Below are 24,513 nucleotides of genomic sequence, written 5' to 3'. Positions count from 1 at the left end.
AACACAAGGCCTCCTGTTTCAGACGCCGACCCTCGCGCCACCACCACGCTAACCCGCTCGAAGCGAGGGCGGGGCTAATTTGTGAGGATCCGGCTGAGCGACCGTCTTCCAGCCAGCTGCATAACGAAATATCCTGGTATTCGGTGTAATTGGATATTTCAGATGTGGCGGTGCGACCGCTCAGCTGGCTGGGGATATCCGCGTAGGCAACCACCCCGCCCGGGAGCGTACATACCGCCCGTAGGCGACACCCAGAAATTCCGCGACCGCATCCGCGGTGAGTCGGGACCGCACCGTGGCGACCGTGTCGAAAGCGTGGTGCGCGTTGGGCAGCTCCGCATAGCACACCGTCGAGGCCCCGGCCCGGCGAAGCGCGGCGCAAAAGGCCTGAGCTTGCGCGCTTGGAATCACCGCATCGTTCTGTCCGTGCAGTATGAAGAACGGCGGAGATGCACAGTGGGCGTGCGAAATCGGTGATGCCGATGCGAATAGCTCAGGATTGTCGGCGTAACCCTTTTGCATGACGACATACTCCAGAAAAGGCAGCATCATCGCGTGCATGCTGGTGGCGTTGGTGAGGTCGTAGACGCCGTAAAAGGGGACCGCCGCTTGTACGGCCGTGTCAGCGGCTTCGAAACCGGGCTGAAAGCGGGGATCGCCCGCGGTCAGCGCGGCCAGCGACGCCAGGTGCGCACCGGCAGAACCGCCGGTGATCGCGACGAAGTCAGGGTCTCCCCCATAGTCGGCGATGTTGTCACGCACCCATGCGATCGCCCGCTTCACGTCGATGATGTGCGCTGGCCACGCGTGGCGCGGGCTCTTGCGGTAGTCGATGGACACGCAGATCCAGCCGAGTTCGACCATGCGGCTCATCAGCGGATATGCCTGACCGCGTTTGCCGTTGATCGACCATCCCCCACCAGGCACCTGAATCAGCACGGGCGCGGGCGCGCCCCGCTGGCCGGGATGGCGCCAAATGTCCAGCGAATTGTCGCGGCCCTCTGGCCCGTAGCCGATGTCGGACGTCTGCGCTGCATAACGACGGCGGTGCCCGGCCATGTGCAGCAAACCATCGCGTCGTGCGCACCCGTGATGGTCGCCGAGGGGGTGGCAGACCATATCGCGATAGGTCGGGCCGAGGCCTTCCTCGAGCGCGGCGGTAAGAATCTGGTCCGCCCGCTGCCCGGCCCAGCCCGCGGCGACACGGGCCACCGGTAACGGGCCTAATCCCGACAATGCGTGACCGGTGAGCACGTGCGGGGGGAACTCCGCCGAGAGCCAGCCCGCCAGCCATCCCATCACCGATGGCCAACCGCGTAAAAGCAGCGCACTGGTGCGGCACACGCCGATCGGTCCGGCGGCAAGCCGCAGTCCGTGTTGCAGGACCTGAACACCGGTTCGCGAGCACCGGTGAGACACGTCGGTGGCTATGCTCATGGTGATGCCGCTCCTTGACGTCTGGGCACGAACGCCGTTGTCGCCCTCCCGTCGGCGGCTAACCGTGGCCACACTGTCACCCATGGTTATGTCGCCGGTCACACACTAGCCGAATCGCTCTCACCGTCAATGCATTTCGTCCGGTGTTGCGCTGCCGGGTCTGAACGTGAGGTGCCGTTGGGTAAACTGACCTGCGCATTGCCTCCGTAGCTCAGTTGGATAGAGCAAGGGCCTTCTAATCCCTAGGTCGCAGGTTCGATTCCTGCCGGGGGCACGTTCTGCGCGGGGGCTTGTGACCGGATCGGAGGTACCGTTGACCCAGGCCGATCTCGTTCTCTACCACGTCGACAACCGCATCGCGCTCATCACCGTCAATGATCCGGGTCGACGCAATGCCGTCACCGCGGAGATGTCCACCGCGCTGCGCACCGCGGTGGAGCGCGCCGAGACTGACCCCGACGTGCATGCCGTCGTCGTCACCGGCGCCGGCACGGCGTTCTGCGCCGGCGCCGACCTCAGCGCCCTGGGCGATGCGGCCGCCCGGCGACGATGGGCTCCCCGGTGGGCAGGACGGCGGAGCCGGGCAGTCGACGAGGAACTGCTGCGGATCTACGAGGGATTCATGGCGGTCGGCAAATGCAGGCTGCCGACCATCGCTGCGGTCAACGGGCCGGCCGTCGGGGCCGGCCTGAACCTGGCGCTCGCCGCCGATGTGCGTATCGCCGGACCGGGCGCAGTTTTCGATGCGCGCTTCCTCAAGCTGGGACTGCATCCCGGCGGGGGCGCGACCTGGATGATGCAGCGGGCGGTGGGACCGCAGCTCGCGCGGGCGGCCATGTTGTTTGGCCTGTGCCTGGACGCCGAATCCGCGGTACGGCACGGGTTGGCGCTGAACCTTGCCGACGACCCGGTCGCCGCCGCGCTGGAGCTGGCCGCGCCGGCCGCGGCCGCGCCTCGCGAGATTGTGCTTGCGACCAAGGCCACCATGCGCGCCACCGCGAGCCCGGGGTGGGTTGACAGTGAGCTGCACGAACGGGCCAAGCGTGCCGAGCTTGGTCCGCAGGCGAAATCGATCCAGTCACCGGAATTCGCGGCCCGGCTGGCCGCTGCTCGCCGCAAGTGACGGCTTGGTGTTGGGGCGCCCGGACGTTTCGACCCCGTTGCGCGAGCACCCGACCGGAAACGCGGTTACAGGTCGAGCAGCGCCGTCTCCGGTGATTCGATGAGCTGGCGCAGCTCTCCGAGGAACTGGGCGGCCTGTGCTCCGTCGGCGATGCGGTGGTCGAAGGCGCACGTCAACGTCATCTGTGGTCGGATGACGATCGCGTCGTCGACGGCCGCCGGGCGGGGTTTGAGCGACCCCATCCCCAAGATCGCGGCCTCCGGATAGTTGATCACCGGCACAGCGTCATCGAGCCCGAGCGCACCGTAGTTGGACACCGTGAACGTCGAGCCTTGCAGTTCGGCGGGTTTCAGTGTGCCGGCGCGGGCCTCACGGATAAGCCGTGCGACACATTCGGCGAGTTGGCGCGTGGTCTTGTGCTGTGCGTCGGCGACCACCGGGACGAGTAGACCGCGAGACGTCGCGACGGCGAAACCGAGATGCACCGAGCGATGGCAGTGCACCTGCGGGCCATTGGCACTGTCCACCCAGGTGGAGTTGAAAATCTTGTGATGCGTCAACGCGATGACCAGCAGCCGCACCGTGAGGACAAACGGCGTGATCAACTCGTTTCCGGTCAGCCCATCCAGCTTTTCACGAAGCTGTAACAGATTGGTGCAGTCGACCACGACGCTAGCGTGGGCGTCGGGAATTCGAGTTCTCGACAACACCATCCGTTCTGCCATCTGGGCGTGCACGCCGCGCAGCGGCAGTACGTCATAGTTCGCGCCGGCTGGCTCAGCCCCGAGTCCGGCCGCCGCCAACACGGCTTCCCGGCTGATGATGCCGTCCGGCCCGGGAGGCACCGAGTTGAGGTCAACGAGCAGATCGGCAGCAAGTTTGCGGACGGCCGGTTTGGCTTTCGGACGGGCGGCGAGGGTTGGGCGCGAGGGTTCGGCTGTGCGGCTCACGCCCGTCTCATCATCTGCCCCGTAACCCACGAGAACTGTTCTGCGACTGACAGATTCACCATTCGAGCCGACGGTTGTCGTTGATGCGGCTGACGCTGCGGATGCTGCGTCGGGTGCGGTGTCGATCCGCATGAGCGGCGCACCGACCTTGAGCACATCGCCTTCCGCGCCGTGTATTTCAACGACCCGGCCGGCGTAGGGGCTGGGGATTTCCACCTCAGCCTTGGCGGTCTCGACCGTGCACAGAGGTTGGTTGAGCTCGACGTCGTCGCCGACGGCGACGTGCCAGCGCGACACCGTCACCTCTTGCAGTCCCTCACCGAGGTCGGGTACCCGGAAAACCTTGACGTGCTCGCTGTCTCCGCTGGCGCTCATGGCATCTCCAGCGCACGCTGAACACAGTCCAGCAGCCGGCGCGGTCCCGGTAACCACAACTTCTCCAACCGCGCCGGCGGATAGGGGGTGTCGAACCCGCAGGCCCGCAATACCGGTGCCTCGAGTTCGTAGAACATCTCCTCCTGGATACGCGCGGCCAAACCCGCCCCGTAGCCGAGGCTGCGCGGCCCCTCGTGCATCACCACGCAGCGCCCGGTCTTGCGGATCGACGCGGCGACGGTGTCGAAGTCCAGCGGTACCAGCGACCGCAAATCGACGACCTCCAGACTCCAACCCTGTTGTTGCTCAGCGATGTCCGCAGTAGACAAAGCCGTAGCGACCATGCTGCCGTAGGTCAGCACGGTGACATCGGTGCCGGCCCGGCGCACCGTTGCCTGCCCGATCGGCGGCTCCGGCCGGGTGGTGTCGACGACATCACGACCCCAGTAGCGCCGCTTGGGTTCCAGGAACATCACCGGGTCCCGACACGCGATGGCGTGGCGCAGCAGCCAGTACGCGTCGGCCGGTGTCGACGGAACCACCACCTTCAGCCCGGCGGTGTGCGCCCAGTAGGACTCGGTGGAGTCCGAATGGTGTTCGACCGCACCGATTCCGCCGAATGACGGTATACGCACCGTGACCGGCATGTCGATTTCGCCGCGGGTACGGGTGCGGTACTTCGCCAGGTGGCTGACCATCTGATCGAAGGCCGGGTAAGTAAACCCGTCGAACTGGATCTCGGGCACCGGGACGAAGCCGCGCAACGCCAGCCCCACCGAAATCCCGATCACCGCGGACTCGGCCAGCGGTGTGTCGAAGCAGCGGTGTTCACCGAATGTCTCGGCGAGCCCGTCGGTCACCCGGAAGACGCCGCCCTGGGCAGCCACATCCAACCCGAAAACGAGCACCCGGTCGTCGGCGGCCATCGCGTCGCGCAACGCGCGGTTGAGCGCTTCGACCATGGTCAACGGTTGGGCGGGTACGGGCGGGGCAACCGGCACGGCGACTGCGATGTCCGGACGGGCCGGGGAATCGGCGATCTGGGTCATTCACGCCTCCCTGGCCAGTTCGGCCCGCAACTGGCGGCGTTGGGCTTCCAGCCCGGGCGTGATTTCCGCGTACACCGTGGTGAATACCTCGTCGATGTCGACATCGGCCGCGTTGACCACCGCCTCGCGCAGTTCGGCCCGCATCCGCTTCGCGCGGGCATTGACCCGTTCCTCCAGCCGCTGCGACCACAGGCCCTGCCCCTGCAGATAGGCCCGGTAGCGCGGTATCGGGTCCAGGGCGGCCCACCGGTCCTCTTCTTCCCGGGACCGGTACCGGGTGGGATCATCCGACGTGGTGTGCGGGCCGAGCCGGTAGGTGACCGCTTCGATCAGCGTCGGCCCGCCGCCGGTCCTGGCCCGGGATGCGGCCCGGGCCATCACGGTGTAGCAGGCCAGCACATCGTTGCCGTCCACCCGGATGCCCGGCATCCCGTATCCCATCGCCTTGTGCGCGATCGAGGGTGCCGCGGTCTGCTTGCGCACCGGCACCGAGATCGCCCACTGATTGTTCTGCACGTAGAACACGCAGGGGGCACCGAACACGGCCGCGAAGTTCAGCGCCTCGTGGACGTCTCCCTCACTGGTGGCGCCGTCACCCAGAAACGCCACGGTCATCGAGCCCTCGCCGAGGCGTTGGGCAGCCATCGCCGCCCCGACGGCGTGTAAGGCCTGGGTGCCGACCGGAACCGATATCGGGGCGCAGCATTTTTTCGTGAATTCCAGCCCGCCATGCCAGGTTCCGCGCCACACCGCCCCCACATGCCACGGCGGGATGCCGCGCACGAGAAACACACCCAGTTCACGGTATTGCGGAAACAGCCAGTCAGTCTTCCGCAGGCAGGCCGCCGCCCCGACCTGAGCGGCCTCCTGGCCGCGGCAGGGGGTGAACAGCACCAGTTCACCCTGGCGCTGCAAGTTGACGAACTCGGTATCCAAGTCGCGGGTGACCACCATCATCTCGTAGAGCCAGCACAACGTCTCGGCGGGAAGGTCACGGCTGTAGCGGTCTTCTGCCGTCGGGGATCCATCCGGACCGACCAGCTGCACCGGCTCGAGCTCGACGGCCAGCGGCGCCTGGGACATCTCACCCATACCGACCTCCCTCGATCAGGCGGTCACACCGTCTGCGGATGTCGTCCCAAGACCTGCCGTCGACAAGCCACGCTCACGTCCGCCCTGTCGGCGCGGGTGGTGCGGCGGGCCACAGCAAAACCCAGACCGCGACTAGTACGAGCCCGAGTCGGCCGCCAGCTGCACGATCCGCTCGGCTCGCCGCAACACTGGCGCATCTACCATTATGCCTTCGAATGCGAAGACTCCGCGCTGATCGGAGGCCGCGGCCAGGACGTGTCGCGCCCACCGCACCTGATCGGGTGAGGGGGCGTAGCCGGCCCGTATCACCGGCAGCTGGCCGGGATGGATGGCGACCTTCGCGTCGAAACCGACCGCCACGGCGTCGTCCACCTCGGCACGCAGCCCGTCGAGGTCTTTGATGTCGAGATAGACCGAATCCAGCGCTAAGCGGCCATGCGCTTTGGCCGCCAGCAACGACTGCGAACGCACGTGGCGGGCCACATCCCGGTAGGACCCATCGGGGTGACGGTTGGCGGTGCCGCCAAGCACGGCGAACAGATCCTCAGCGCCCCACATCACCGCGACGGCGTTGGCCGCACCGGCGCTTTCAGCGACGGTGAGCGCACCCATGGGTGATTCGATCAGCACCACAACCTCCAGCGGTGCCAATGCGCTGACATGCTCAGCCGCTTCACATTTGGGCAACATGACGGTGTCGTACCCTGCCTGAGCCACGGCGGCCAGGTCGAGCTGTTGATCGGCGCTGCCGGACGGGTTGATTCGGACCACGGTGCGGGCCGGGTCTAAAGGAACCTCGAGCAGCGCTTTGCGGGCGGCGGGCCGGTCCGCAGCGGCCACTCCGTCTTCAAGGTCGAGGATCACGATATCGGCTGCAGTGGAAGCTTTTTCGAAGCGATCCGGGCGATCAGCCGGGCAGAACAGCCAAGCCGGGCCGGGATTGTGTAGTCCCATCAGCCGCCGTCCCGGTCCGGCCGCATACGCACCAGCGTCTTACGGATCGCGGTAGCGACGATGTCCCCGTGTTGGTTACGCCCGGTGTGCGCGAAAGTCACGATACCCTCGCCCGGACGGCTCCTGGATTCCCGTTTTTCGGTGACGACGGTCTCGGCGTACAGCGTGTCACCATGAAAAAGCGGTTTGGGAAAAGCGATCTCGGAAAAGCCGAGGTTTGCGACGATGGTGCCCTGGGTCAATTGCGCCACAGACAGACCGACGAGGGTCGACAGCGTGAACATCGAATTCACCAGCCGCTGATGAAACGGCGGCAGGGCGTCGGCGAACGCGGCGTCGAGGTGCAGCGCCTGGGTGTTCATCGTGAGCGTGGTGAACAGCACATTGTCTGCCTCGGTGATGGTCCGGCCGGGCCGATGCAGATATCGCACACCGATGTCGAACTCCTCGTACCACAGTCCGCGCTGGACGATGTCGCGCGGCTCGCCACCCGTGCCGCTCACAGGCCCACCTCGCGGGCGATCAGCATCAGCTGCACTTCGCTGGTACCCTCACCGATCTCCAAAATCTTGCTGTCCCGGTAGTGGCGGGCGACCGGGAACTCGTTGATGAAACCGTAGCCGCCGTGAATCTGAGTGGCATCACGGGCATTGTCCATGGCCGCCTCGCTGGCCACCAGCTTGGCGATCGCCGCCTGCTTCTTGAACGGCTTGCCGGCCAGCATCAACGCCGCGGCGTCGTAATAAGCGGTGCGGGCGGTGTGGGCACGGGCCTCCATGCGGGCGATAGTGAACTCGATGTGCTGGTGACGACCGAGAGGCCGGCCGAACGCCTCACGCTGGCGCGCGTACTTGACACTTTCGTCCACGCAGCCTTGCGCAGCGCCGGTGGACAGCGCGGCAATCGCGATGCGGCCCTCGTCGAGAATGCGCAGGAAATTGGCATAGCCGCGACCGCGTTCGCCGAGCAGATTCTCTTCGGGCACCCGCACGTCGACAAATGTCAGCGGATGGGTATCCGAAGCGCGCCATCCGACTTTGTCATAGGCCGGTTCGACGGTGAAGCCGGCCGTGGGCACCGGCACCACAATCGAGGAGATCTCCTTCTTGCCGCCCTGCTCACCGGTGACCGCGGTGACGGTGACCAGTTTGGTGATCTCCGTGCCCGAGTTGGTGATGAATTGCTTGGACCCGTTGATCACCCACTGCCCGTTCTCGAGCCGCGCGGTGGTCTTAGTGGCCCCCGCATCCGAACCGCCGCCGGGTTCGGTCAACCCGAACGCGCCCAGAGCACGACCACTGGCCAGCTGCGGCAGCCACTCTCGCTTCTGTTTCTCGGTTCCGAACCGATACACCGGCATGGCGCCCAACGAGACAGCGGCCTCGAGCGTGATGGCCACGCTTTGATCCACCTTGCCCAGTTCCTCCAGCGCCAGGCATAGCGCGAAATAGTCGCCGCCCATGCCGCCCCACTCCTCCGGAAAGGGCAGACCGAACAGGCCCATATCCGCCATGCCCGATACCACTTCGTACGGGAACGAATGCTCCGCGTCATGACGGGCCGCGGCAGCAGCGACCACGCTTTGCGCGAAGTCGCGCACCGTCTTGGCCAGCTGCTGATAGTCGTCGGGAAGGGCCCCGGTGGCCAGAAAATCGGTCATGATGAGCTGTCCTCTGCTGCTACCTTCGTCTTGGCGGTGATGCGCGCCAACAGTTGGCCCACCTTCACCTGATCGCCGACCGCGACCGCAAGATCGACCACACCGTCGACGGGTGCGGCAAGTGCATGTTCCATCTTCATCGCCTCCACCGTGACCACGACCGTTCCGGCCCGCACCCACGCCCCATCTTCGACCCCGACCGCCACCACAGCTCCGGGCATCGGGCTGGTCAGCTCGGCGTCGCCCCTGTGCTCGTCCTCGGGCCGCACCGGCGCTTCACGCACCTCCTGCAGAACGGCGACGGCACCGCCCCCGGCCAGCCAGATCCGGTCGTCCGCGGCGGCGACGGTGTATTCGGTGCGCACTCCGTCCAACGTCAGTACCAGCTGTCGGCCATCGAGATGAGCCTGCAGCGAACGGTTTTCGCCGTTTTCGACGCGGACTACGGCAGCTGTGGGGGTTCCGGTGATATGCACGTGGTCGGTGCGATCCCCGGCACGCAACCGGATGCTCACCGGCGCTGGGGCGCCCAGGCGCCACCCCGACGGTATCTCCCACAGTTGGGCTCCCGGCGGCGGCCAGAGCCGCAGCCACCGATAGACCGCCGCGGCGATGAACTGTTCGTCTGTTGGTGTGGCCGCGGCGAAGTCGCCCGCTCGCCGATCCAACAGCCCGGTGTCCAGCCGCCCGGCGACCACCTCGGGGTCGGCCAGCAAGAACCGCACGAACTCGACGTTGGTCACCACGCCGAGCACCGCGGTGTCTGCCAGCGCCGTATCGAGTGCCCGCAGCGCAGCCAGCCGATCCGGGCCGTGGGCAATGACCTTGGCCAGCATCGGGTCATACTCGGTGCCGATGACCATTCCGGCGCGCAGGCCCGAATCGACTCGCACCCCCGGGCCCTTGGGCTCCACCAGCTCCAGCACGCTACCGCCGGTGGGCAGGAAACCGCGGGCAGGGTCTTCGGCGTAGATTCGTGCCTCGACCGCGTGTCCGTGGTGCGCGATGTCGGCCGCCGTCAGCTTCTCCCCCGCCGCGATACGGATCTGCCACTCAACCAGATCCCATCCGGTCACCATCTCGGTGACCGGGTGCTCCACCTGCAGCCGGGTGTTCATCTCCATGAAAAAGAACTCATCCGGGCAGTCAGCGGAAACGATGAACTCCACCGTGCCGGCGCCGACGTAGTCCACACTGCGGGCGGTGTCGCAGGCGGCCGCACCGATCCGGGCGCGGGTGCCGGTGTCGAGCAATGGTGAGGGCGCCTCTTCGATGACCTTCTGGTGCCGGCGTTGCAGACTGCACTCCCGTTCGCCGAGGTGGATGACATTGCCGTAGCTGTCCGCCAGCACCTGCACCTCGATGTGCCTGGGGCGCAGCACGAAGCGTTCCAGAAACAGGGTGTCGTCGCCGAATGCGGCAGCCGATTCGCGCCGGGCCGCGGCCAGGGCGGCGGCCAGGTCGCCGGGTCGTTCCACCAGGCGCATTCCCTTGCCGCCACCCCCGGCGGACGGCTTGACCAACACGGGATAGCCGATCTCGTCGGCGGCAGCGGCCAGTTCGGCATCGGTCAGCCCGGGCCGTGCGATACCGGGAACCACGGGAACGCCGAACGCCGATACCGTGGCCTTGGCGGTGATCTTGTCACCCATGGTACGGATAGCCGCGACCGGCGGACCGATGAATATCACGCCAGCAGATGCCAGCGCTGTCGCGAAATCAGCGTTTTCCGAAAGAAATCCGTACCCGGGATGTACTGCCTGCGCGCCGGTGCGCACAGCTGCCTCCACCACCGCGGCGATGTTCAAGTAGCTCTCACGGGCCGGCGCCGGCCCGATCCGCACAGCAACGTCGGCTTCCGCGACATGGCGTGCGTCAGCGTCGGCGTCACTGTAAACCGCCACCGAGCGGAGGCCCATCTTCTTGCAGGTCCGGATCACCCGGACAGCGATCTCCCCCCGGTTGGCGATCAGCACGGTGCCGAAGTTCATCGTGATCACATCCGGAAGACGCCGTAGGAGACCGGCTCAACAGGTGCATTCGCGGTTATCGCAAGCGCCAGTCCCACAACTGTTCTGGTATCAGCAGGGTCGATCACACCGTCATCCCAGAGTCGAGCTGTCGAATAGTAGGGATTGCCCTGGTGCTCGTATTGTGCGCGGATGGGCGCTTTGAACTGCTCCTGCTCCTGCTCAGACCACGGTGTACCGGCGGCCTCCAACGCCTCCGCGCGCACCGTCGCCAGCACCGAAGCGGCCTGCTCGCCGCCCATGACCGAGATCCGGGCATTGGGCCACATCCACAGGAAACGCGGCGAATACGCACGCCCGCACATCGAGTAGTTGCCGGCTCCGTAGGACCCCCCAATGACGACGGTCAGCTTGGGCACCCGCGCGCAGGCTACCGCGGTCACCATCTTGGCCCCGTGTTTGGCGATCCCACCAGCCTCGTAGTCGCGGCCCACCATGAAGCCCGAAATGTTCTGCAAGAACAGCAGCGGCACCATGCGCTTGTCGCACAACTCGATGAAATGTGCGCCCTTTAAAGCGGATTCGGAAAACAAAACGCCATTGTTGGCGACGATTCCCACCGGGTGTCCATGGATCCGGGCGAACCCGGTGACCAGCGTGCTGCCGTAATCGGCTTTGAATTCGGCGAAATCGCCGCTGTCGACGATGCGGATGATTACCTCGTGGACGTCGTAGGGAGTCCGGGCGTCGACGGGCACCACATCATAGAGCTCGGTCTGCTCAGCGATCGGGTCGGCACTCGGCACCACATCCCACAGCCGCGGTTCCCGCGGGCCCAGCGTCGCGACGATCCGCCGGATAATGCGCAGTGCGTCGCGGTCGTCATGGGCCAGATGATCGGTGACCCCGGAGATCTTCGAGTGCAGCTCCCCGCCGCCAAGCTCCTCGGCGGTAACCACCTCACCGGTGGCGGCCTTCACCAGCGGGGGCCCGCCCAGAAAGATCGTGCCCTGATCGCGGACGATCACCGCCTCATCGCTCATCGCCGGCACGTAAGCGCCGCCCGCCGTGCACGATCCGAGCACAGCGGCAATCTGCGGAATGCCCTCGGCGCTGAGCTTGGCCTGGTTGTAGAAGATCCGGCCGAAATGATCCCGGTCAGGAAACACCTCGTCTTGCCGCGGCAGGAACGCGCCGCCCGAGTCGACGAGATAGATACACGGCAACCGGTTCTGCCCAGCGATCTCCTGGGCCCGCAGATGCTTTTTGACCGTGATCGGATAATAGGTGCCGCCTTTGACCGTGGCGTCGTTGGCCACGATCATGCATTCCCGACCGGAGACCCGGCCAATCCCGGTGATGATGCCGGCAGCGGGACACTCGTCGTCATACATGCCATCGGCGGCCAGCGGTGCCACTTCCAGAAACGGGCTGCCCGGGTCGAGCAGGCCGTCCACCCGATCGCGGGGCAGCAGTTTGCCTCGCCCCACATGCCGGGCGCGAGCGCGTTCCGGCCCGCCCAGTGCGGCGGCGGCGAGCTTGTCGCGCAGCTGCGACACCAGCGCCAAGTGCGCGTCGCGGTTTGCCGACGACAAGCCCATCCGATGACCCAAAGCCGAGTTAATGACGACTAACTCGTGTTATGTTAGTGGGGATTAACCGACGTGTCCAGAAATGACGGAGAGCGTGATGCGAGCACCCGCCCCAGCGGGCCACGATGAGCAGTCTGGGGCCGCTAATCGTCGCAGCCAGTTGAAGTCCGGCCGCCGTTTGCAGCTGCTCTCGGCCGCTGAGCGGTTATTCGCCGAACGCGGATTCCTGGCGGTGCGGCTTGAGGATATTGGCGCCGCCGCCGGTGTCAGTGGCCCTGCCATCTACCGGCACTTCCCCAACAAAGAGTCGCTGCTGGTGGAGTTGCTGGTGGGTATCAGCACCCGGCTGCTCGCGGGCGCCCGCGAAGTGACCGGCCGAGCGCCGGACCCGGGCACTGCGCTGGACGGGCTCATCGATTTTCATCTCGACTTCGCCCTGGGCGAGCCGGACCTTATCCGCATCCAGGACCGCGACCTCGCGCATCTGCCGACGGCAGCCCAACGGCAGGTGCGCAGAGCTCAGCGGCAATATGTCGAGATCTGGGTGGGTGTGCTGAAGCAGCTCAACCCCGAACTTTGCGAAGCCGACGTGCGGCTGATGGCACACGCCGTCTTCGGTCTGTTGAACTCCACACCGCACAGCGTCAAACCCGCCGAGAGTAAGCCGGCGCGGTCACGCGCCATCATGCGGGCGATGACTCTCGCGGCGCTGCAAATCGGCAACCCGTGCCGCTGACGTGGCCTTCCCACCCCGTGACGCACCAACCGCGCGGTGCACCACACGAAGTCCCGGCCCGGCGGGAACCCCGGTACGCCGAAGAATCGTCGCTCTCACCGCGGGTACCCTGCAACCCATGAGGTGGGCATGACCGATCCGCGTCGACCAGCGCAGTCCGATCGGGGCAGTCACGGACCCGAACCAACCGATCGGCTCTACCGGCCTTATCCGCTGGACGACCCGGCCTATGCCGGTCAAGCGCGCTATTGGCCGGGTCCCACTCACCTTTCGGCACCCGGACCCGACCTGGGCGGACCGAACCCGACCGAGCAGCTGCCGCACTACTGGCAACAGGGTCAACCGGGGGAGCCCCCACAACAGGCGGGACCGCCGCGACGTCCTCACTCGCCGCGATGGTTGTGGATCGCAGCAGGCGCAGCGTTGCTGTTGGTTGTCGCTCTGGTCATCGCGCTGGTGATCACCAATGGCTCAGCGAAAAACCAGACCGCAGTTCCGCCTTGGCCCGCTCTGTCCGGGACGCCGTCGACAGCCCCGCTGCCTACGACGACCAACCCTACGACGGCCGCGCCGACGAACACGTCACCCACCGAATCGACCAGCGCCGCGGCAATGCAGACCGTTGTCTACACCGTGACGGGCGAAGGCCGGGCGATCAGTGTCACTTATGCCGACAGCGGAGGTGTTAAACAAACCGAATTCAACGTCGCGCTGCCGTGGAGCAAAGAAGTGAGCCTGCCAAGCCACGATGTCGCCAGCGTCACGATCATCAACATCGGTCACGATGTCACGTGTTCTCTGACGGTCAACGGTGTCCAGGTTCGTCAGCACACCGGCGTTGGCTTGACGATCTGCAGCGCCGGCGGCTAACCGGCGACGCGGCCTGGTGCACCACTTTCCCGCGGGGCCCGCACGCCCAGCATCGCCAGCAGCCCAAGGCCCAGCACCAGGCAGAGCCCCGCCATACCGGCGCGCACTGCGCCGCACACATCGACGAAGACCGAGAACAGCCATGGCGCCAGGAACGACACCGCCCTGCCCGTCATGGTGTACAGACCGAACGCCACCCCTTCTTTGCCGTCCCGCGCCATCCTCAACAGCAAGGTGCGAGCCGAGGATTGCGAGGGGCCGATAAACAGACACAGCAGCAGCCCGCACACCCAGAACGCGCGCGCTCCGGAAAGCGTCATCAGGGTCAGCCCTAATGCGATGATCGCGCCCAGAGACGCCACGATGACCCGTTTGGATCCGAGCCGGTCGTCGACCAAACCACCCAATACCGCACCCAGCGCGGCCACCACGCTCGCCATCACCCCGAATATGAGCACATCGGCTTGTGAGAGGCCGTATACGTTAACCCCGAGCACCGCGCCGAAGGTGAACACCCCGGCCAGACCGTCGCGGAAGACCGCGCTGGCCAGCAAGAAATAGACCAGGTTGCGGTCACGCCGCCATTCCGCGGTGATCTCATGCCACAACTTGCGGTAGCCGCCCAGTATCCCCGATGCCGGGTGGGAGACCTCGTCGAGCACCGGCAGCCGGTGTGCGGTCAACAGTAGTGGCAGCGCAAACACCGCCAACCACGCGGCCGCCATCAACATCGCTGCCCGAACGTTAAGGCCGTCGCGGACGGGCACGTGCAGCAACCCGCGCGACGCGCCAGTCCCAGAGATGAACCCCAGATAGACCACCAGCAGCAGCAGAACGCTTCCGACGTAGCCGGACGCCCATCCGAACCCAGAAATGCGGCCCGAGGTCTGCGGCGTCGACAATTGGCGCAGCATCGCGTTATAGGGGACGCTGGCCAAGTCACCGCATGCCGCCGTGCCCGCGAGCAGCGCCAGGCCCGCCCACAGGTAACTCGGGTTAGCTCGGATGAGGCTCATCGCGCACGTCAGTAGCACCGCGAGAGCGGTCAGAACCGCCAGCGCTGTCCGCCGTCGTTGCGGTGCCTCCACCCACACCCCGATCACGGGCGCCGCCAGTGCGATGGTCAGTCCGGCGATGGTTAATGCGCGGCCCAACCAACTGGCCGGTGTGGCACCTCCCGGAGCGCCCTCGCCCACGCTGCCAGTCAGGTAGACCGAGAAGACAAACGTCACCACGATCGCGGTCAGACCGGTAGAACCGCAGTCCCATGACGCCCACGCCAGCACCCACGTTCGCTCAGGCGTTCGTAAATCTGGCCAGGGGGTGGTCATGGGTTTCTCCTATGTCAAGCCGCTGCCGGTTGGCAAGACTGTTGACGGTTCTGTTCGTCGGTCTGGAGGTGGCCGAAGACGACGCGGGCCAAGCGGCGTTTGAGGCAGCGCAGGGCTTCGGTGGTGGAATCGCTGTCGGCTAGCCGCTTCCGGTAGTAAACCTGCCCAAGGCCGTTGAGACGGATCTGGGTTACGGCGATGCGATGCAGGGCGGCGTTGAGTTGGCGGTTGCCCGAGCGGGTCATGCGCACGCGACCGGCAGTGTTTCCCGACCACACCGGGACAGGCGCCACCCCGGCATGGCGCGCGAAGGCGGCCGCGCTTTTGAACCGGGTCACCCCGGCGGTTTCTCCGACGAGTTTGGCCGCGGTCAGCTCCCCGCAGCCTGGAAGAGCAAGCAGCACCGGGGCGACGTGGCGAACTCGCTGTCCGATGCGCTTGGTCAAGGCGTTGATGGTCTCGGTGAGTCGGATGATGTCGGCTAGCTCGTCGCGCGCCAACTCAGCGACCAGGCCAGGCACCGTGGCAAGCCAATCGCCGAGAATCCGGCGGTGCTTGGCCAGATCCAGCGAACGGGCTTTGGGCGCGTGGTCGGGGTCGAGCTCGTGCACCCGCCACAACAGCCGGTTGATGGTGGCAGTGCGTTGCGCCACAAGGACTTCCCGGCGATCCACCAACAACTTCAACTCCCGCGACACCTCATCATGGGAGGCGACCGGCAGATCGGGTTCACGCAGAAAACCGCGCGCGACTGCTAAGGCGTCGATTGGATCAGACTTGCCCCGGGTGCGTGCGCTAGCCCGCGTTTGGGCCATCAACTTCGGCGGCACCCGCACCACCGACTGACCAAAGCCCATCAGATCACGCTCTAACCGGGCCGACAGATGCCGGCAATCCTCGATCGCCCACACCACCTCTGGCCCGAAGCTTTCTCGGGCCCACATCACCGCCTCGGCATGACCTGCAGTAGTGGCCTTGACAACCTTCTCGGCCAGCTTGCGCCCGGCCTCATCGACCGCGACGAACGTGTGCGTGCGCTTGTGTACATCGGCTCCAACAACAACCATGGTGGTTGCCTCCTTCACTGTGAGGTGACGGTTGGGCCGGTCGGCGGACACATCTCAGTCGGGGCGGATGCCACGCTCCTATCAAGTCACGCCGGCCGGTCCTTCACACCTGATGCCGACAAAACCCATGCACGCCAGCCCGAAGGCGGCAGACACTCTACGAGCCAGACACCAGGTGATCAGGATCCAACCACCGCAACATGCGGCATCTCACCCTGACACTGATCGGCACTCTAACGTCTGAGGGTCGCCGGCCCCTCGGCGCCACATGTCGCCGCGCTCACGTCGACAGGCTTGTCTACCATTGCCGCATGCCGGTCCCTGCTCCCAGCCCCGACGCCCGGGCCCTGGTCACCGGGGCTTCGCAGAATATCGGTGCAGCACTGGCCACTGAACTGGCCGCCCGGGGCCATAGCCTGATCGTCACGGCGCGGCGCGAGGACGTACTCAACGCCCTGGCCGCCCGCTTGACCGAAACGTATCGGGTGACGGTCGAGGTGCGCCCGGCCGACCTCACCGACGCCGCGGACCGCGCGAAACTGGCCGAGGAACTGGCGGCCCGGCCCATTTCGATCCTGTGCGCCAACGCCGGGACCGCGACCTTCGGTCCGGTCGCCGCTCTTGACCCGGCAGCCGAAAAGGTACAGGTTCAGCTCAATGTTCTCGGGGTGCACGATCTGGTGTTGGCGGTGTTGCCGGGCATGGTCGAGCGCGGCGCCGGCGGTATTTTGATCTCCGGCTCGGCGGCGGGCAATTCGCCGATCCCCTACAACGCGACCTATGCCGCCACCAAGGCGTTCGTGAACACGTTCAGCGAATCGCTGCGCGGTGAGCTGCGCGGCTCCGGTGTGCACGTCACCTTGCTGGCACCCGGGCCGGTGCGCACCGAGCCGCCGGATCCGGTTGACACGTCGCTGGTCGACAAGCTGGTGCCGGATTTCCTGTGGATCTCCACCGAACACACCGCGCGGGTCGCGCTGGATGCGCTGACACGCAACAAGATGCGCGTCGTGCCGGGGTTGACGTCGAAGGCCATGTCGGTGGCCAGTCAGTACGCGCCACGCGCCATCGTGGCACCGATCGTGGGGAGCTTCTACAAGAGGCTGGGCGGATAAACGCGTTATCGCCTCCGCATGCCGCGGATGAATTCGCGCCCGAGCGCGGTCGCAAGCGCGCGTAAGAAAGTCTGAAAACCGCGGCTATTGACGAACCGCTTAAACCAGCCCGGCCGCTTGGGCGCGGGTTTTTTCGACGCCTTCGACGGCTGGTCAGGCGGGGCGGCTTGGGCTGTTTTGGCCCTCAGCATCTCGTAGGCCGCTTGCCGGGTCACGGTCTGACCGTATGTGGCGTGCAGCGGGCTGGTCTTGGCCGCCGCGGCGATCGCGTCATCGCCAATGGCGGCCATCAGCGAGCGTGGGGAGCGCAGCCTGGTCCACGCGACCGGGGTCGGGGCACCCCGCTCGGACAGCACGGTGACGATGGCTTCGCCGATGCCCAGCGATGTCAGCGCCGAAGCCAACTCGTAGACACCGGTTTTCGGGTAGGTGCGGACGGTTTTGGTCAACGCCTTCTGATCGTCGGGAGTGAACGCCCGCAGGGCGTGCTGGATGCGCGCCCCCAGCTGCGACAGCACCTCGTTGGGTACGTCGGTAGGCAACTGGGTGCAGAAAAACACGCCAACACCCCGGGAGCGGATCAGCTTGACGGTCTGCTCGACCTGCTCCAGGAACGCCTTGGACGCGTCGCTGAACAGCAGATGCGCCTCGTCGAAAAAGAAGACCAGCTTGGGTTTGTCCACGTCGCCGACCTCAGGCAAAAACCTGAAAAGTGCGGCCAGCAGCCACATCAGGAAGGTCGAGAACAGCATCGGGCGAGTTGCCTGGTCGCCCAGTTCGAGGAGCGAGATGACGCCGCGGCCCTGGCTATCCACGCGCAACAGGTCCTCCGGCTTGAGTTCGGGCTCGCCGAAAAAGGTGTCGGCGCCCTCGGCTTCCAGGTTGACCAGGGCCCGCAGGATGACGCCGGCTGTAGCCGGGGAAACTCCCCCCAGCGCCTGCAATTCGGGCTTGCCCGCCTCGCTGGTGAGGTAGCTGATCACGGCACGAAGATCCTTCAGGCCCAGCAGCGGCAGCTTCTGCTGTTCGGCCCAGTGAAAGATCAGCCCGAGCGTGGACTCCTGGGTAGCGTTGAGTCCCAACACCTTTGACAGCAGAATAGGACCGAAGCTGGCGATCGTGGCCCGGACCGGGACACCGATTCCGTTGGTCCCCAGCGACAGGAACTCCACCGGAAAAGCTGCCGGCGCCCAGCTGTCTCCGGTATCCTTTGCGCGCCCGGTGATCCTGTCGCTGGCCGCACCCGGGCGGGCCAGTCCGGACAGGTCACCTTTGATGTCGGCCATCAGCACCGGAACTCCGGCTGCCGACAGCTGCTCGGCGATCAGCTGCAGGGTCTTCGTCTTGCCGGTGCCGGTGGCGCCGGCTACCAGCCCGTGCCTGTTGATGGTGGCCAGCGGGATACGGACCGGTGCGCCCGGCTCGGCGGTACCATCGACGACGACCGTGCCCAGCTCCAGGGCCTGGCCGTCGACGCGGTAGCCGGCCGCGATCTGCCGCGCAGAGGTTGCTGCCGATCCAGCGTCTGGTTTCGACTCGGAGCTCATGGTGCCGCGTCCTTTCGCCAAGTGTGCGGGCAGACCCTGACACTACTTGGCGGGCGCCCGTCCCGGCAGCTGCGAAGGCTAACGTTTGCCTACTGTGAACGCTGTGCATGACGAACTGGTGTGGATCGACTGCGAGATGACCGGGCTGAACCTGCGCTCAGACCGGTTGATCGAGATCGCGGCCCTGGTCACCGATGGTGAGCTGAACATCCTTGGCGAGGGGGTCGACGTGGTGATCCACGTGGAGGACGCTGCGCTGGCGTCGATGATCGACGTCGTCGCCGACATGCACGCCCGCTCGGGCCTGATCGACGAGGTGAAGGCCTCCACCGTCGACCTGGCCACGGCCGAGACGATGGTGCTCGCCTATATCCGCGAGCACGTCAAGCAACCCAAGACCGCCCCGCTGGCGGGCAATTCGATCGCCACCGACCGCGCCTTCATCGCCCGCGATATGCCCGCACTGGACTCGTTTCTGCACTACCGCATGATCGACGTGAGCACGATCAAGGAACTCTGCCGGCGCTGGTATCCGCGGATCTACTATGGGCAGCCGGCGAAGGGACTCGCGCATCGGGCGCTCGCCGACATTCACGAATCCATCCGCGAACTGCAGTTCTACCGGCGCACCGCATTCGTGCCCCCGCCCGGGCCTTCTACCAGCGACATCGCCGCGATCGCCGCCGAACTGGGGGGTGTGGCGGCCACGCCGGACGGGACTGATTCTGCCGCTGAGCGCCCAAGCGGTTAATATCGACGTCGCCGCCCATCGGTACCGGCGAACCGGCCGACCGGCGACCATGGTGAGTGTAGTTCAGTTGGTAGAGCACCAGGTTGTGATCCTGGGTGTCGCGGGTTCGAGTCCCGTCACTCACCCCGACAGGTCGGGGGATTTATACCCTCTGGCCCTTTCCTTTTCCCTCCTTTTCTTCCCTCCTTTTCTTCCTTCCTTTTCCGACGGCTTAGTTGGGGCAAAACCCCTGTTGGTAGGCGCAAACGAACACGTTAGCGTTGCGCTAACCTGGACTTTTCGTTAAGCCTGCGCGTGGCGTTGCGCCAAGCCCGCCTGGATGCCGGGAGCGGGTGATCCCTCACCGAGTGGCCGTAGCGTCGACGCCACGCTGTCCAGGGCTCGCGACTGAGGAATACTGTTTGCCACAGTGGGGAGCGTCGCAGGTATCAGGAAGCGCGGGCGATCCGGACCGGGGCAACCTCTACCCCGGCACAGTTGACCAACAATGGCCACCATCAGGTGCAACGGTTCACCGATCGTGTTGCCAGCGTTGGATAGGTCCACCGCGCGCGCCGGCTGCTTATGCAGTTCGTCGAGGGTGGGCACTGGCGGCGGGTTGATCGTCCAGGACGCGTCCAGATACCAGCGCCCCCCACGCCCGTGGGGATCATCCGGCGCGCGCCTAGTGCACGGCACCGCCCGTATTGGCATTGCCGGCGCGCCACTGTTCCCACGGGATGTTCCAGTCGCCGAGACCCTCGGTTCCGGACAGCGTCGGCCCGACCGTGTTGATGATCTCGACGACGTCACCGCGCTTGGTGTGCTCGTAGAACCACTGCGCGTTGCTGGGGCTGACGTTCAGGCAGCCATGGCTGGTGTTGGTATGGCCCTGGGCGCCCACCGACCATGGCGCCGAGTGCACAAAGACCCCGCCGTAGGAGATCTGGGTGGCCCAGTCGACCTCGGTGCGATACCCGTCGGGCGAGTTGACCGGTACCCCGTAGGTCGACGAATCCATGATCACGTGCTTAAACCGCTCCCCCACAACATAGATGCCGTTGGCGGTAGGAGTCTTGTCCTTGCCCATCGACGTCGGCATCACCTTGACGACCTCACCGTTGATGCGCACGGTGAGCATCTTGGTGGTGTCGTCAGCGGTCGCGATGAACTCGTCCCCGATGGTGAAGTGCGTCTTCACGCTGTCCTCGCCGAACACCCCGTCGCCCAGGTCGACACCATAGGTGTTGACCGCCACGTCCACCGCGGTTCCGGGCTTCCAGAAATGCTCAGGGCGCCAACGCACTTCACGGTTGTTCAGCCAGTAGAACGCGCCCTCCACCGGCGGATTGGCGGTGATGGTGATGGCTTTCTCGGCGGCGGCGCGGTTAGCGATGTTCTCGTCGAACCGGATCGCCACCGACTGGCCGACACCCACCACTTCGCCGTCCTGCGGTATCACGTAGGGCATGGCCAGGTTCTGCGGGGAATGGGTCTGGAAGGTGATCTGGCGGGTGGCCACACCACCTAGCCCGAGCGCCTTCGCGTTCAGCGTGTAGCGCCTGTTGTATCCCAGTGGCTCGGTGGTCGACCAGTGCACGCCATCGGGGCTGAGTTGACCGCTGACCGACCGGCCGTTTTCGTTCACCATGGTCACCGACGCCAAGACACCGTCTTCCGCACTCACCGTCACCGGCGCGTCCACGGCAACACCGACCGCACCGTCAGTGACCGAGGCGGTCAGCTTGGGGACCAGCAGATCAGCAAACGGCGTGGCCTTGTCGGTGATGACCTTCGCCGGTGCGGGGCCGCCGCCGCTGCTGCAGCCGCCCCCACCGAACGCCGCAAACAGCATCAGCGCTGCTAACCAGGCACGACGCTGACGCGGACGGCCCATGAAACCGACCTGCCACATAGTCTTCTTCCACCTCGCGCCTGGGCTGAACCGGTAGACTTGCCGTTAGTGTAGGGGCAAATTGGCAACTGTGCTGTGACGCTCCCCACGGGTGTCGGGTGCGGGGAATTTCGCCCCACCGTGCACCGCCTGTTATTGTCGCAAGCACACCCCAGAAGCATTCAGGCGCCGTTAGCTCAGTTGGTAGAGCAGCTGACTCTTAATCAGCGGGTCCGGGGTTCGAAACCCTGACGGCGCACCACTAGCCCGGCTCAGTGGGTTATCGATTTCTGATCCTGCGGATCACCAGCAACACGGCGACGCCCCCCAGACCGACCAGAGAAATCGCCACCGCGGGCTTCTTGACGAACTCAATCACCCGGGCCTTGACGTCGTCCGCGATCCGGCGGGGATTAGCCCGCTCAGCAAGCAAATCCACGGTCGTCGCCAACTGTTCGCGGGCCTGATCGATCTCCTGTTTGATGGTGTCGGGATCCCGGTCCGCCACTCTTGTCCTCCATGTCCACCGGTACCGGCCTTCGGCGGGGCCGGGTCCGAAGTTGGTGCCTGCCGCACTACCCTAGATCAGCCGGCACCGGTCCAGACGTTCCGGTGAACAGAAAGGGGCCCTCGTTGACCGACACCACACGCCTGCGGCCTGGCGACGCAGCGCCCGGTTTCCGCCTTCCCGACGCCGACGGCAACATGGTCTCACTCGCCGATTACCGGGGTCGTCGGGTGATTGTGTACTTCTACCCGGCAGCCATGACACCGGGATGCACCAAAGAGGCATGCGATTTCCGCGACAATCTGCACGAACTCAACGAGGCCGGCCTCGACGTGATCGGAATATCTCCCGATCCGCCGGCGAAGCTGGCCAAATTCCGTGACGCCGAAGCGTTGACGTTCCCGCTGCTGTCCGATCCTGACCGCAAGGTGCTGACCGCGTGGGGTGCCTACGGGCCTAAACAGATGTACGGCAAAACCGTGCAGGGCGTGATTCGCTCGACGTTCGTGGTCGATGAAAAAGGGAAAATCGCTGTCGCGCAATACAACGTCAAAGCCACCGGCCATGTGGCGAAGCTGCGAAACGAGCTGGCGGTCTAGCGTCGAGCGCGGATTTGCCGGCCTAGCGGCTCGGCGCGGCCAGGTTGGCCAGCAGCAACGCCTCGGCGACGGCCGCGCGTTCCCAAACGCCCAGGTGCAGGCTCTCGTCGACGCTGTGCGCTTGCGTTGCAGGATCCTCGACCCCGGTGATCAGAATCGTCGCCTGCGGAAACGCCGCGACGAACTCGGCGATGAACGGGATCGAGCCGCCCATCCCGATGTCGACCGGCTCAGTTCCCCAAGCTTGGCGCAATGCCGCCCGCGCGGCGTCGTAGACCCGGCCGCCGGCCTCGACGGCGTATGGCTGAGCGATGTCGCCAGGGATGACTTTGACCTGTGCACCCCAGGGCGCATGCTGTTCCAGGTGCGCGCGCAACGCGTCTAGGTGTGCTTTGGCATCCCCGCCGGGCGCGACCCGCATGCTGACCTTGGCCCGCGCCCGCGGTATCAGCGTATTCGACGCCTGAGCAACGGGTGTGGTGTCGAGGCCGATCACCGTAATCGCCGGCTTGGCCCACAGCCGCCGCGTCACCGATCCCGACCCGATTTCTGAAACACCATCCAGCAGACCGGATTCCGCGCGTACCTGCTCGGGTGAGTAATCGACTGCCGGAGCGGTGCTTTCGTGCAAGCCTGGTATCGCCACATTACCGTCGTCGTCGTGCAGGCTGGCCAGCATCCGTACCAGTGCGCTTAGCGCGTCGGGCGCCACGCCGCCCCACAAGCCCGAGTGCAACCCATGGTCGAGGGTGGCGACCTCGACCACACAGTCGGCCAGCCCGCGCAGCGACACCGTCAGCGCCGGGGTCTCGGTGCTCCAGTTGACGGAGTCGGCGATGACGATCACATCGGCCGCCAGCGCCTCGCGGTGAGCGGTCAACAGCCGTCCCAGCGACGGAGACCCCGACTCTTCCTCACCCTCGACGAATACCGTCACTCCTACCGGGGGCCGGCCATCGTGCGCCCGAAACGCCGCCAAATGTGTTGCGATGCCGGCCTTGTCGTCAGCGCTGCCCCGACCGTAAAGTCGGCCGTCGCGTTCCGTCGGCTCGAACGGCGCCGATGTCCATTGCCTCCGGTCACCCTCCGGTTGGACGTCGTGATGGGCGTATAGCAGCACCGTGGGCGCGCCGGGCGGCGCTAAATAGCGGGCGATCACCGCCGGCGCACCTTTCTCACTGACGATGCGCACGTCGGGAAAACCAGCCTGCGACAACAGATCCGCCACCACCCGTGCGCTCCGATCGACCTCGGACCGGCGAGCGGGGTCCGCCGACACCGACTCGATGCGGATCAGGCTGTCCAGGTCCCGCCGCACCGACGGGAGCACCTCGCGGACGCGTGCCACCAGATCGCTCATGGCCTCGAGGTTAGTTAGGCCCCAACCAGGCGCGAGCGTGCACACGTGCGCACGCATCTGCGGCGTGTCGTGTGCAAACACGCACGCTCGCGCTGAGGAGGGGGTTGCAGCTGAGGGGGCGTGCAGCTGAGGGGGTAGTGCAGCCTAGGGAGTTTCCAGAATGGCAACGGCCGCCGCGGTGTCACCCTCATGTGTGAGCGACACGTGGATGGTCACGCCGGCAAGATGCTGAGCGATGGCTCCGGTTAACCGCACGCGGGGCCGGCCCCACATATCGGTGACCACCTCGATGTCGCGGTGGATTCCCTCCGGAAGGACCGGTCGTTGCGCAAATCGCGAGCTCGACCAGGCTTTGATCACCGCCTCTTTCGCGGCCCACCGGGCCGCCAGGTGCCGCGCCGCCGACGAGCTTTTATCGGAGGCGTCGCGCCGCTCACCGGGGGTGAAGGTTTCGGAGAAAACCGTCCCGGGCTGGTCGACCTGTTCGGCGAAATCGGGGATGGAGACCAGGTCGAGCCCCACACCGACAATGCTCATGGGCCGAGACGCCAGCC

The 24,513-nt window shown here is 65.9% G+C and carries 22 protein-coding genes and 3 tRNA genes; 9 read left to right on the top strand and 16 right to left on the bottom strand.

The window, feature by feature from the left end; all coding sequences use genetic code 11:
- Positions 1-180: 180 nt before the first annotated feature.
- Positions 181-1,437 carry an esterase LipQ gene (gene lipQ / locus G6N08_RS13025; RefSeq protein WP_163757902.1) on the bottom strand — a complete coding sequence of 419 codons (1,257 nt, stop codon included), beginning with the start codon at positions 1,435-1,437 and terminating at the stop codon, positions 181-183.
- Between the two features lie 200 nt (positions 1,438-1,637).
- On the opposite strand from lipQ, the gene G6N08_RS13020 reads away from it, so the two are divergent.
- Together G6N08_RS13020 and G6N08_RS13015 are read left to right on the top strand one after the other, a co-directional pair.
- Positions 1,638-1,711 (top strand) — tRNA-Arg (locus tag G6N08_RS13020).
- A 39-nt stretch (positions 1,712-1,750) separates the two neighbouring features.
- Positions 1,751-2,560, top strand: coding sequence for an enoyl-CoA hydratase (locus G6N08_RS13015; RefSeq protein ID WP_163757900.1), 810 nt, complete (start codon positions 1,751-1,753; stop codon positions 2,558-2,560).
- 65 nt (positions 2,561-2,625) lie between these two features.
- On the opposite strand, the gene G6N08_RS13010 is transcribed toward G6N08_RS13015, so the two are convergent.
- The 8 genes from G6N08_RS13010 to G6N08_RS12975 form a co-directional block, all read right to left on the bottom strand.
- Positions 2,626-3,885 (bottom strand): dihydrolipoamide acetyltransferase family protein, encoded by a 1,260-nt coding sequence (locus tag G6N08_RS13010; protein WP_163757898.1) that lies wholly within the window; start codon positions 3,883-3,885, stop codon positions 2,626-2,628.
- On the bottom strand, positions 3,882-4,934 hold the full coding sequence (bkdB, locus tag G6N08_RS13005) for a 3-methyl-2-oxobutanoate dehydrogenase subunit beta (RefSeq protein ID WP_163757896.1): 1,053 nt from the start codon (positions 4,932-4,934) through the stop codon (positions 3,882-3,884). The genes G6N08_RS13010 and bkdB overlap by 4 nt, the downstream gene beginning before the upstream one ends.
- Complete coding sequence (gene pdhA, locus G6N08_RS13000; RefSeq protein WP_163757894.1) at positions 4,935-6,026, bottom strand: pyruvate dehydrogenase (acetyl-transferring) E1 component subunit alpha; 1,092 nt, start codon at positions 6,024-6,026, stop codon at positions 4,935-4,937. It abuts the gene before it with no gap.
- A gap of 132 nt (positions 6,027-6,158) precedes the next feature.
- Positions 6,159-6,980: an HpcH/HpaI aldolase/citrate lyase family protein gene (locus G6N08_RS12995; protein ID WP_163757892.1), complete on the bottom strand. Its 822-nt coding sequence runs from the start codon at positions 6,978-6,980 to the stop codon at positions 6,159-6,161.
- A complete protein-coding gene (locus G6N08_RS12990) occupies positions 6,980-7,483 on the bottom strand; it encodes a MaoC family dehydratase (protein ID WP_163757890.1) in 504 nt (167 codons plus the stop codon). The genes G6N08_RS12995 and G6N08_RS12990 overlap by 1 nt, the downstream gene beginning before the upstream one ends.
- Positions 7,480-8,640 carry an acyl-CoA dehydrogenase family protein gene (locus G6N08_RS12985; RefSeq protein WP_163757888.1) on the bottom strand — a complete coding sequence of 387 codons (1,161 nt, stop codon included), beginning with the start codon at positions 8,638-8,640 and terminating at the stop codon, positions 7,480-7,482. Before G6N08_RS12985 ends, G6N08_RS12990 begins: the two co-directional genes overlap by 4 nt.
- Positions 8,637-10,631 (bottom strand): acetyl/propionyl/methylcrotonyl-CoA carboxylase subunit alpha, encoded by a 1,995-nt coding sequence (locus G6N08_RS12980; protein ID WP_163757886.1) that lies wholly within the window; start codon positions 10,629-10,631, stop codon positions 8,637-8,639. The genes G6N08_RS12985 and G6N08_RS12980 overlap by 4 nt, the downstream gene beginning before the upstream one ends.
- Before the next feature lie 5 nt (positions 10,632-10,636).
- Complete coding sequence (locus G6N08_RS12975) at positions 10,637-12,211, bottom strand: carboxyl transferase domain-containing protein (RefSeq protein WP_163757884.1); 1,575 nt, start codon at positions 12,209-12,211, stop codon at positions 10,637-10,639.
- Positions 12,212-12,299: 88 nt separating this feature from the next.
- Between G6N08_RS12975 and G6N08_RS12970 the strand changes: the two genes are divergently transcribed.
- Both G6N08_RS12970 and G6N08_RS12965 read left to right on the top strand, forming a co-directional pair.
- Positions 12,300-12,938: an SACE_7040 family transcriptional regulator gene (locus G6N08_RS12970; protein ID WP_163757882.1), complete on the top strand. Its 639-nt coding sequence runs from the start codon at positions 12,300-12,302 to the stop codon at positions 12,936-12,938.
- A 129-nt stretch (positions 12,939-13,067) separates the two neighbouring features.
- Complete coding sequence (locus tag G6N08_RS12965; RefSeq protein ID WP_163757881.1) at positions 13,068-13,808, top strand: MmpS family transport accessory protein; 741 nt, start codon at positions 13,068-13,070, stop codon at positions 13,806-13,808.
- Here G6N08_RS12965 and G6N08_RS12960 read toward each other — a convergent pair.
- Together G6N08_RS12960 and G6N08_RS12955 are read right to left on the bottom strand one after the other, a co-directional pair.
- Positions 13,805-15,139 carry an MFS transporter gene (locus G6N08_RS12960; protein ID WP_163757879.1) on the bottom strand — a complete coding sequence of 445 codons (1,335 nt, stop codon included), beginning with the start codon at positions 15,137-15,139 and terminating at the stop codon, positions 13,805-13,807. The genes G6N08_RS12965 and G6N08_RS12960 overlap by 4 nt on opposite strands.
- Before the next feature lie 14 nt (positions 15,140-15,153).
- A complete protein-coding gene (locus G6N08_RS12955; protein ID WP_218033376.1) occupies positions 15,154-16,224 on the bottom strand; it encodes an IS110 family RNA-guided transposase in 1,071 nt (356 codons plus the stop codon).
- Between the two features lie 293 nt (positions 16,225-16,517).
- On the opposite strand from G6N08_RS12955, the gene cmrA reads away from it, so the two are divergent.
- Entirely contained in the window at positions 16,518-17,321 is an 804-nt protein-coding gene (gene cmrA, locus G6N08_RS12950; RefSeq protein ID WP_163757875.1) for a mycolate reductase, read from the top strand.
- 5 nt (positions 17,322-17,326) lie between these two features.
- Here the strand turns inward: cmrA and G6N08_RS12945 are convergent, their stop codons facing one another.
- Positions 17,327-18,868: a helicase HerA-like domain-containing protein gene (locus tag G6N08_RS12945; protein ID WP_163757873.1), complete on the bottom strand. Its 1,542-nt coding sequence runs from the start codon at positions 18,866-18,868 to the stop codon at positions 17,327-17,329.
- 103 nt (positions 18,869-18,971) lie between these two features.
- Between G6N08_RS12945 and orn the strand changes: the two genes are divergently transcribed.
- Both orn and G6N08_RS12935 read left to right on the top strand, forming a co-directional pair.
- Positions 18,972-19,619 (top strand): oligoribonuclease, encoded by a 648-nt coding sequence (gene orn, locus G6N08_RS12940; protein WP_163760570.1) that lies wholly within the window; start codon positions 18,972-18,974, stop codon positions 19,617-19,619.
- A gap of 52 nt (positions 19,620-19,671) precedes the next feature.
- Positions 19,672-19,744 (top strand) — tRNA-His (locus G6N08_RS12935).
- A 539-nt stretch (positions 19,745-20,283) separates the two neighbouring features.
- Here G6N08_RS12935 and G6N08_RS12930 read toward each other — a convergent pair.
- Complete coding sequence (locus G6N08_RS12930) at positions 20,284-21,513, bottom strand: L,D-transpeptidase (RefSeq protein WP_163757871.1); 1,230 nt, start codon at positions 21,511-21,513, stop codon at positions 20,284-20,286.
- Positions 21,514-21,678: 165 nt separating this feature from the next.
- Here G6N08_RS12930 and G6N08_RS12925 point away from each other — a divergent pair.
- Positions 21,679-21,754, top strand: a tRNA-Lys gene (locus G6N08_RS12925).
- 18 nt (positions 21,755-21,772) lie between these two features.
- On the opposite strand, the gene G6N08_RS12920 is transcribed toward G6N08_RS12925, so the two are convergent.
- Complete coding sequence (locus G6N08_RS12920; RefSeq protein ID WP_163757869.1) at positions 21,773-22,000, bottom strand: DUF3618 domain-containing protein; 228 nt, start codon at positions 21,998-22,000, stop codon at positions 21,773-21,775.
- Positions 22,001-22,125: 125 nt separating this feature from the next.
- Here G6N08_RS12920 and bcp point away from each other — a divergent pair, with 125 nt between their 5' ends.
- Entirely contained in the window at positions 22,126-22,599 is a 474-nt protein-coding gene (gene bcp / locus G6N08_RS12915; RefSeq protein WP_163757867.1) for a thioredoxin-dependent thiol peroxidase, read from the top strand.
- A 22-nt stretch (positions 22,600-22,621) separates the two neighbouring features.
- On the opposite strand, the gene G6N08_RS12910 is transcribed toward bcp, so the two are convergent.
- A complete protein-coding gene (locus G6N08_RS12910) occupies positions 22,622-23,959 on the bottom strand; it encodes a dipeptidase (protein WP_163757866.1) in 1,338 nt (445 codons plus the stop codon).
- Between the two features lie 144 nt (positions 23,960-24,103).
- The gene (gene acpS / locus G6N08_RS12905; RefSeq protein WP_163757864.1) at positions 24,104-24,496 is read right to left on the bottom strand and encodes a holo-ACP synthase AcpS; all 393 of its coding nucleotides are present in this window, start codon (positions 24,494-24,496) and stop codon (positions 24,104-24,106) included.
- Between the last annotated feature and the right edge of the window lie 17 nt (positions 24,497-24,513).

The organism is Mycobacterium botniense (assembly GCF_010723305.1).
GTDB classification, from domain to species: Bacteria; Actinomycetota; Actinomycetes; order Mycobacteriales; family Mycobacteriaceae; genus Mycobacterium; species Mycobacterium botniense.
Note: the sequence above shows the minus strand (reverse complement) of the source record. Positions and strands in the feature narration are given on the sequence as shown.

Bases quoted from the DNA above. Each gene is read 5' to 3' on its own strand.
- lipQ (WP_163757902.1), bottom strand. From the start codon at position 1,437: ATGAGCATAGCCACCGACGTGTCTCACCGGTGCTCGCGAACCGGTGTT.
- G6N08_RS12980 (WP_163757886.1), bottom strand. From the start codon at position 10,631: ATGAACTTCGGCACCGTGCTGATCGCCAACCGGGGGGAGATCGCTGTC.
- G6N08_RS13010 (WP_163757898.1), bottom strand. From the start codon at position 3,885: ATGAGCGCCAGCGGAGACAGCGAGCACGTCAAGGTTTTCCGGGTACCC.
- acpS (WP_163757864.1), bottom strand. From the start codon at position 24,496: ATGAGCATTGTCGGTGTGGGGCTCGACCTGGTCTCCATCCCCGATTTC.
- G6N08_RS12930 (WP_163757871.1), bottom strand. From the start codon at position 21,513: ATGTGGCAGGTCGGTTTCATGGGCCGTCCGCGTCAGCGTCGTGCCTGG.
- G6N08_RS12985 (WP_163757888.1), bottom strand. From the start codon at position 8,640: ATGACCGATTTTCTGGCCACCGGGGCCCTTCCCGACGACTATCAGCAG.
- G6N08_RS12960 (WP_163757879.1), bottom strand. From the start codon at position 15,139: ATGACCACCCCCTGGCCAGATTTACGAACGCCTGAGCGAACGTGGGTG.
- G6N08_RS12910 (WP_163757866.1), bottom strand. From the start codon at position 23,959: ATGAGCGATCTGGTGGCACGCGTCCGCGAGGTGCTCCCGTCGGTGCGG.
- G6N08_RS12945 (WP_163757873.1), bottom strand. From the start codon at position 18,868: ATGAGCTCCGAGTCGAAACCAGACGCTGGATCGGCAGCAACCTCTGCG.
- cmrA (WP_163757875.1), top strand. From the start codon at position 16,518: ATGCCGGTCCCTGCTCCCAGCCCCGACGCCCGGGCCCTGGTCACCGGG.
- G6N08_RS12995 (WP_163757892.1), bottom strand. From the start codon at position 6,980: ATGGGACTACACAATCCCGGCCCGGCTTGGCTGTTCTGCCCGGCTGAT.
- G6N08_RS12970 (WP_163757882.1), top strand. From the start codon at position 12,300: ATGCGAGCACCCGCCCCAGCGGGCCACGATGAGCAGTCTGGGGCCGCT.
- pdhA (WP_163757894.1), bottom strand. From the start codon at position 6,026: ATGGGTGAGATGTCCCAGGCGCCGCTGGCCGTCGAGCTCGAGCCGGTG.
- G6N08_RS12975 (WP_163757884.1), bottom strand. From the start codon at position 12,211: ATGGGCTTGTCGTCGGCAAACCGCGACGCGCACTTGGCGCTGGTGTCG.
- bkdB (WP_163757896.1), bottom strand. From the start codon at position 4,934: ATGACCCAGATCGCCGATTCCCCGGCCCGTCCGGACATCGCAGTCGCC.
- G6N08_RS12965 (WP_163757881.1), top strand. From the start codon at position 13,068: ATGACCGATCCGCGTCGACCAGCGCAGTCCGATCGGGGCAGTCACGGA.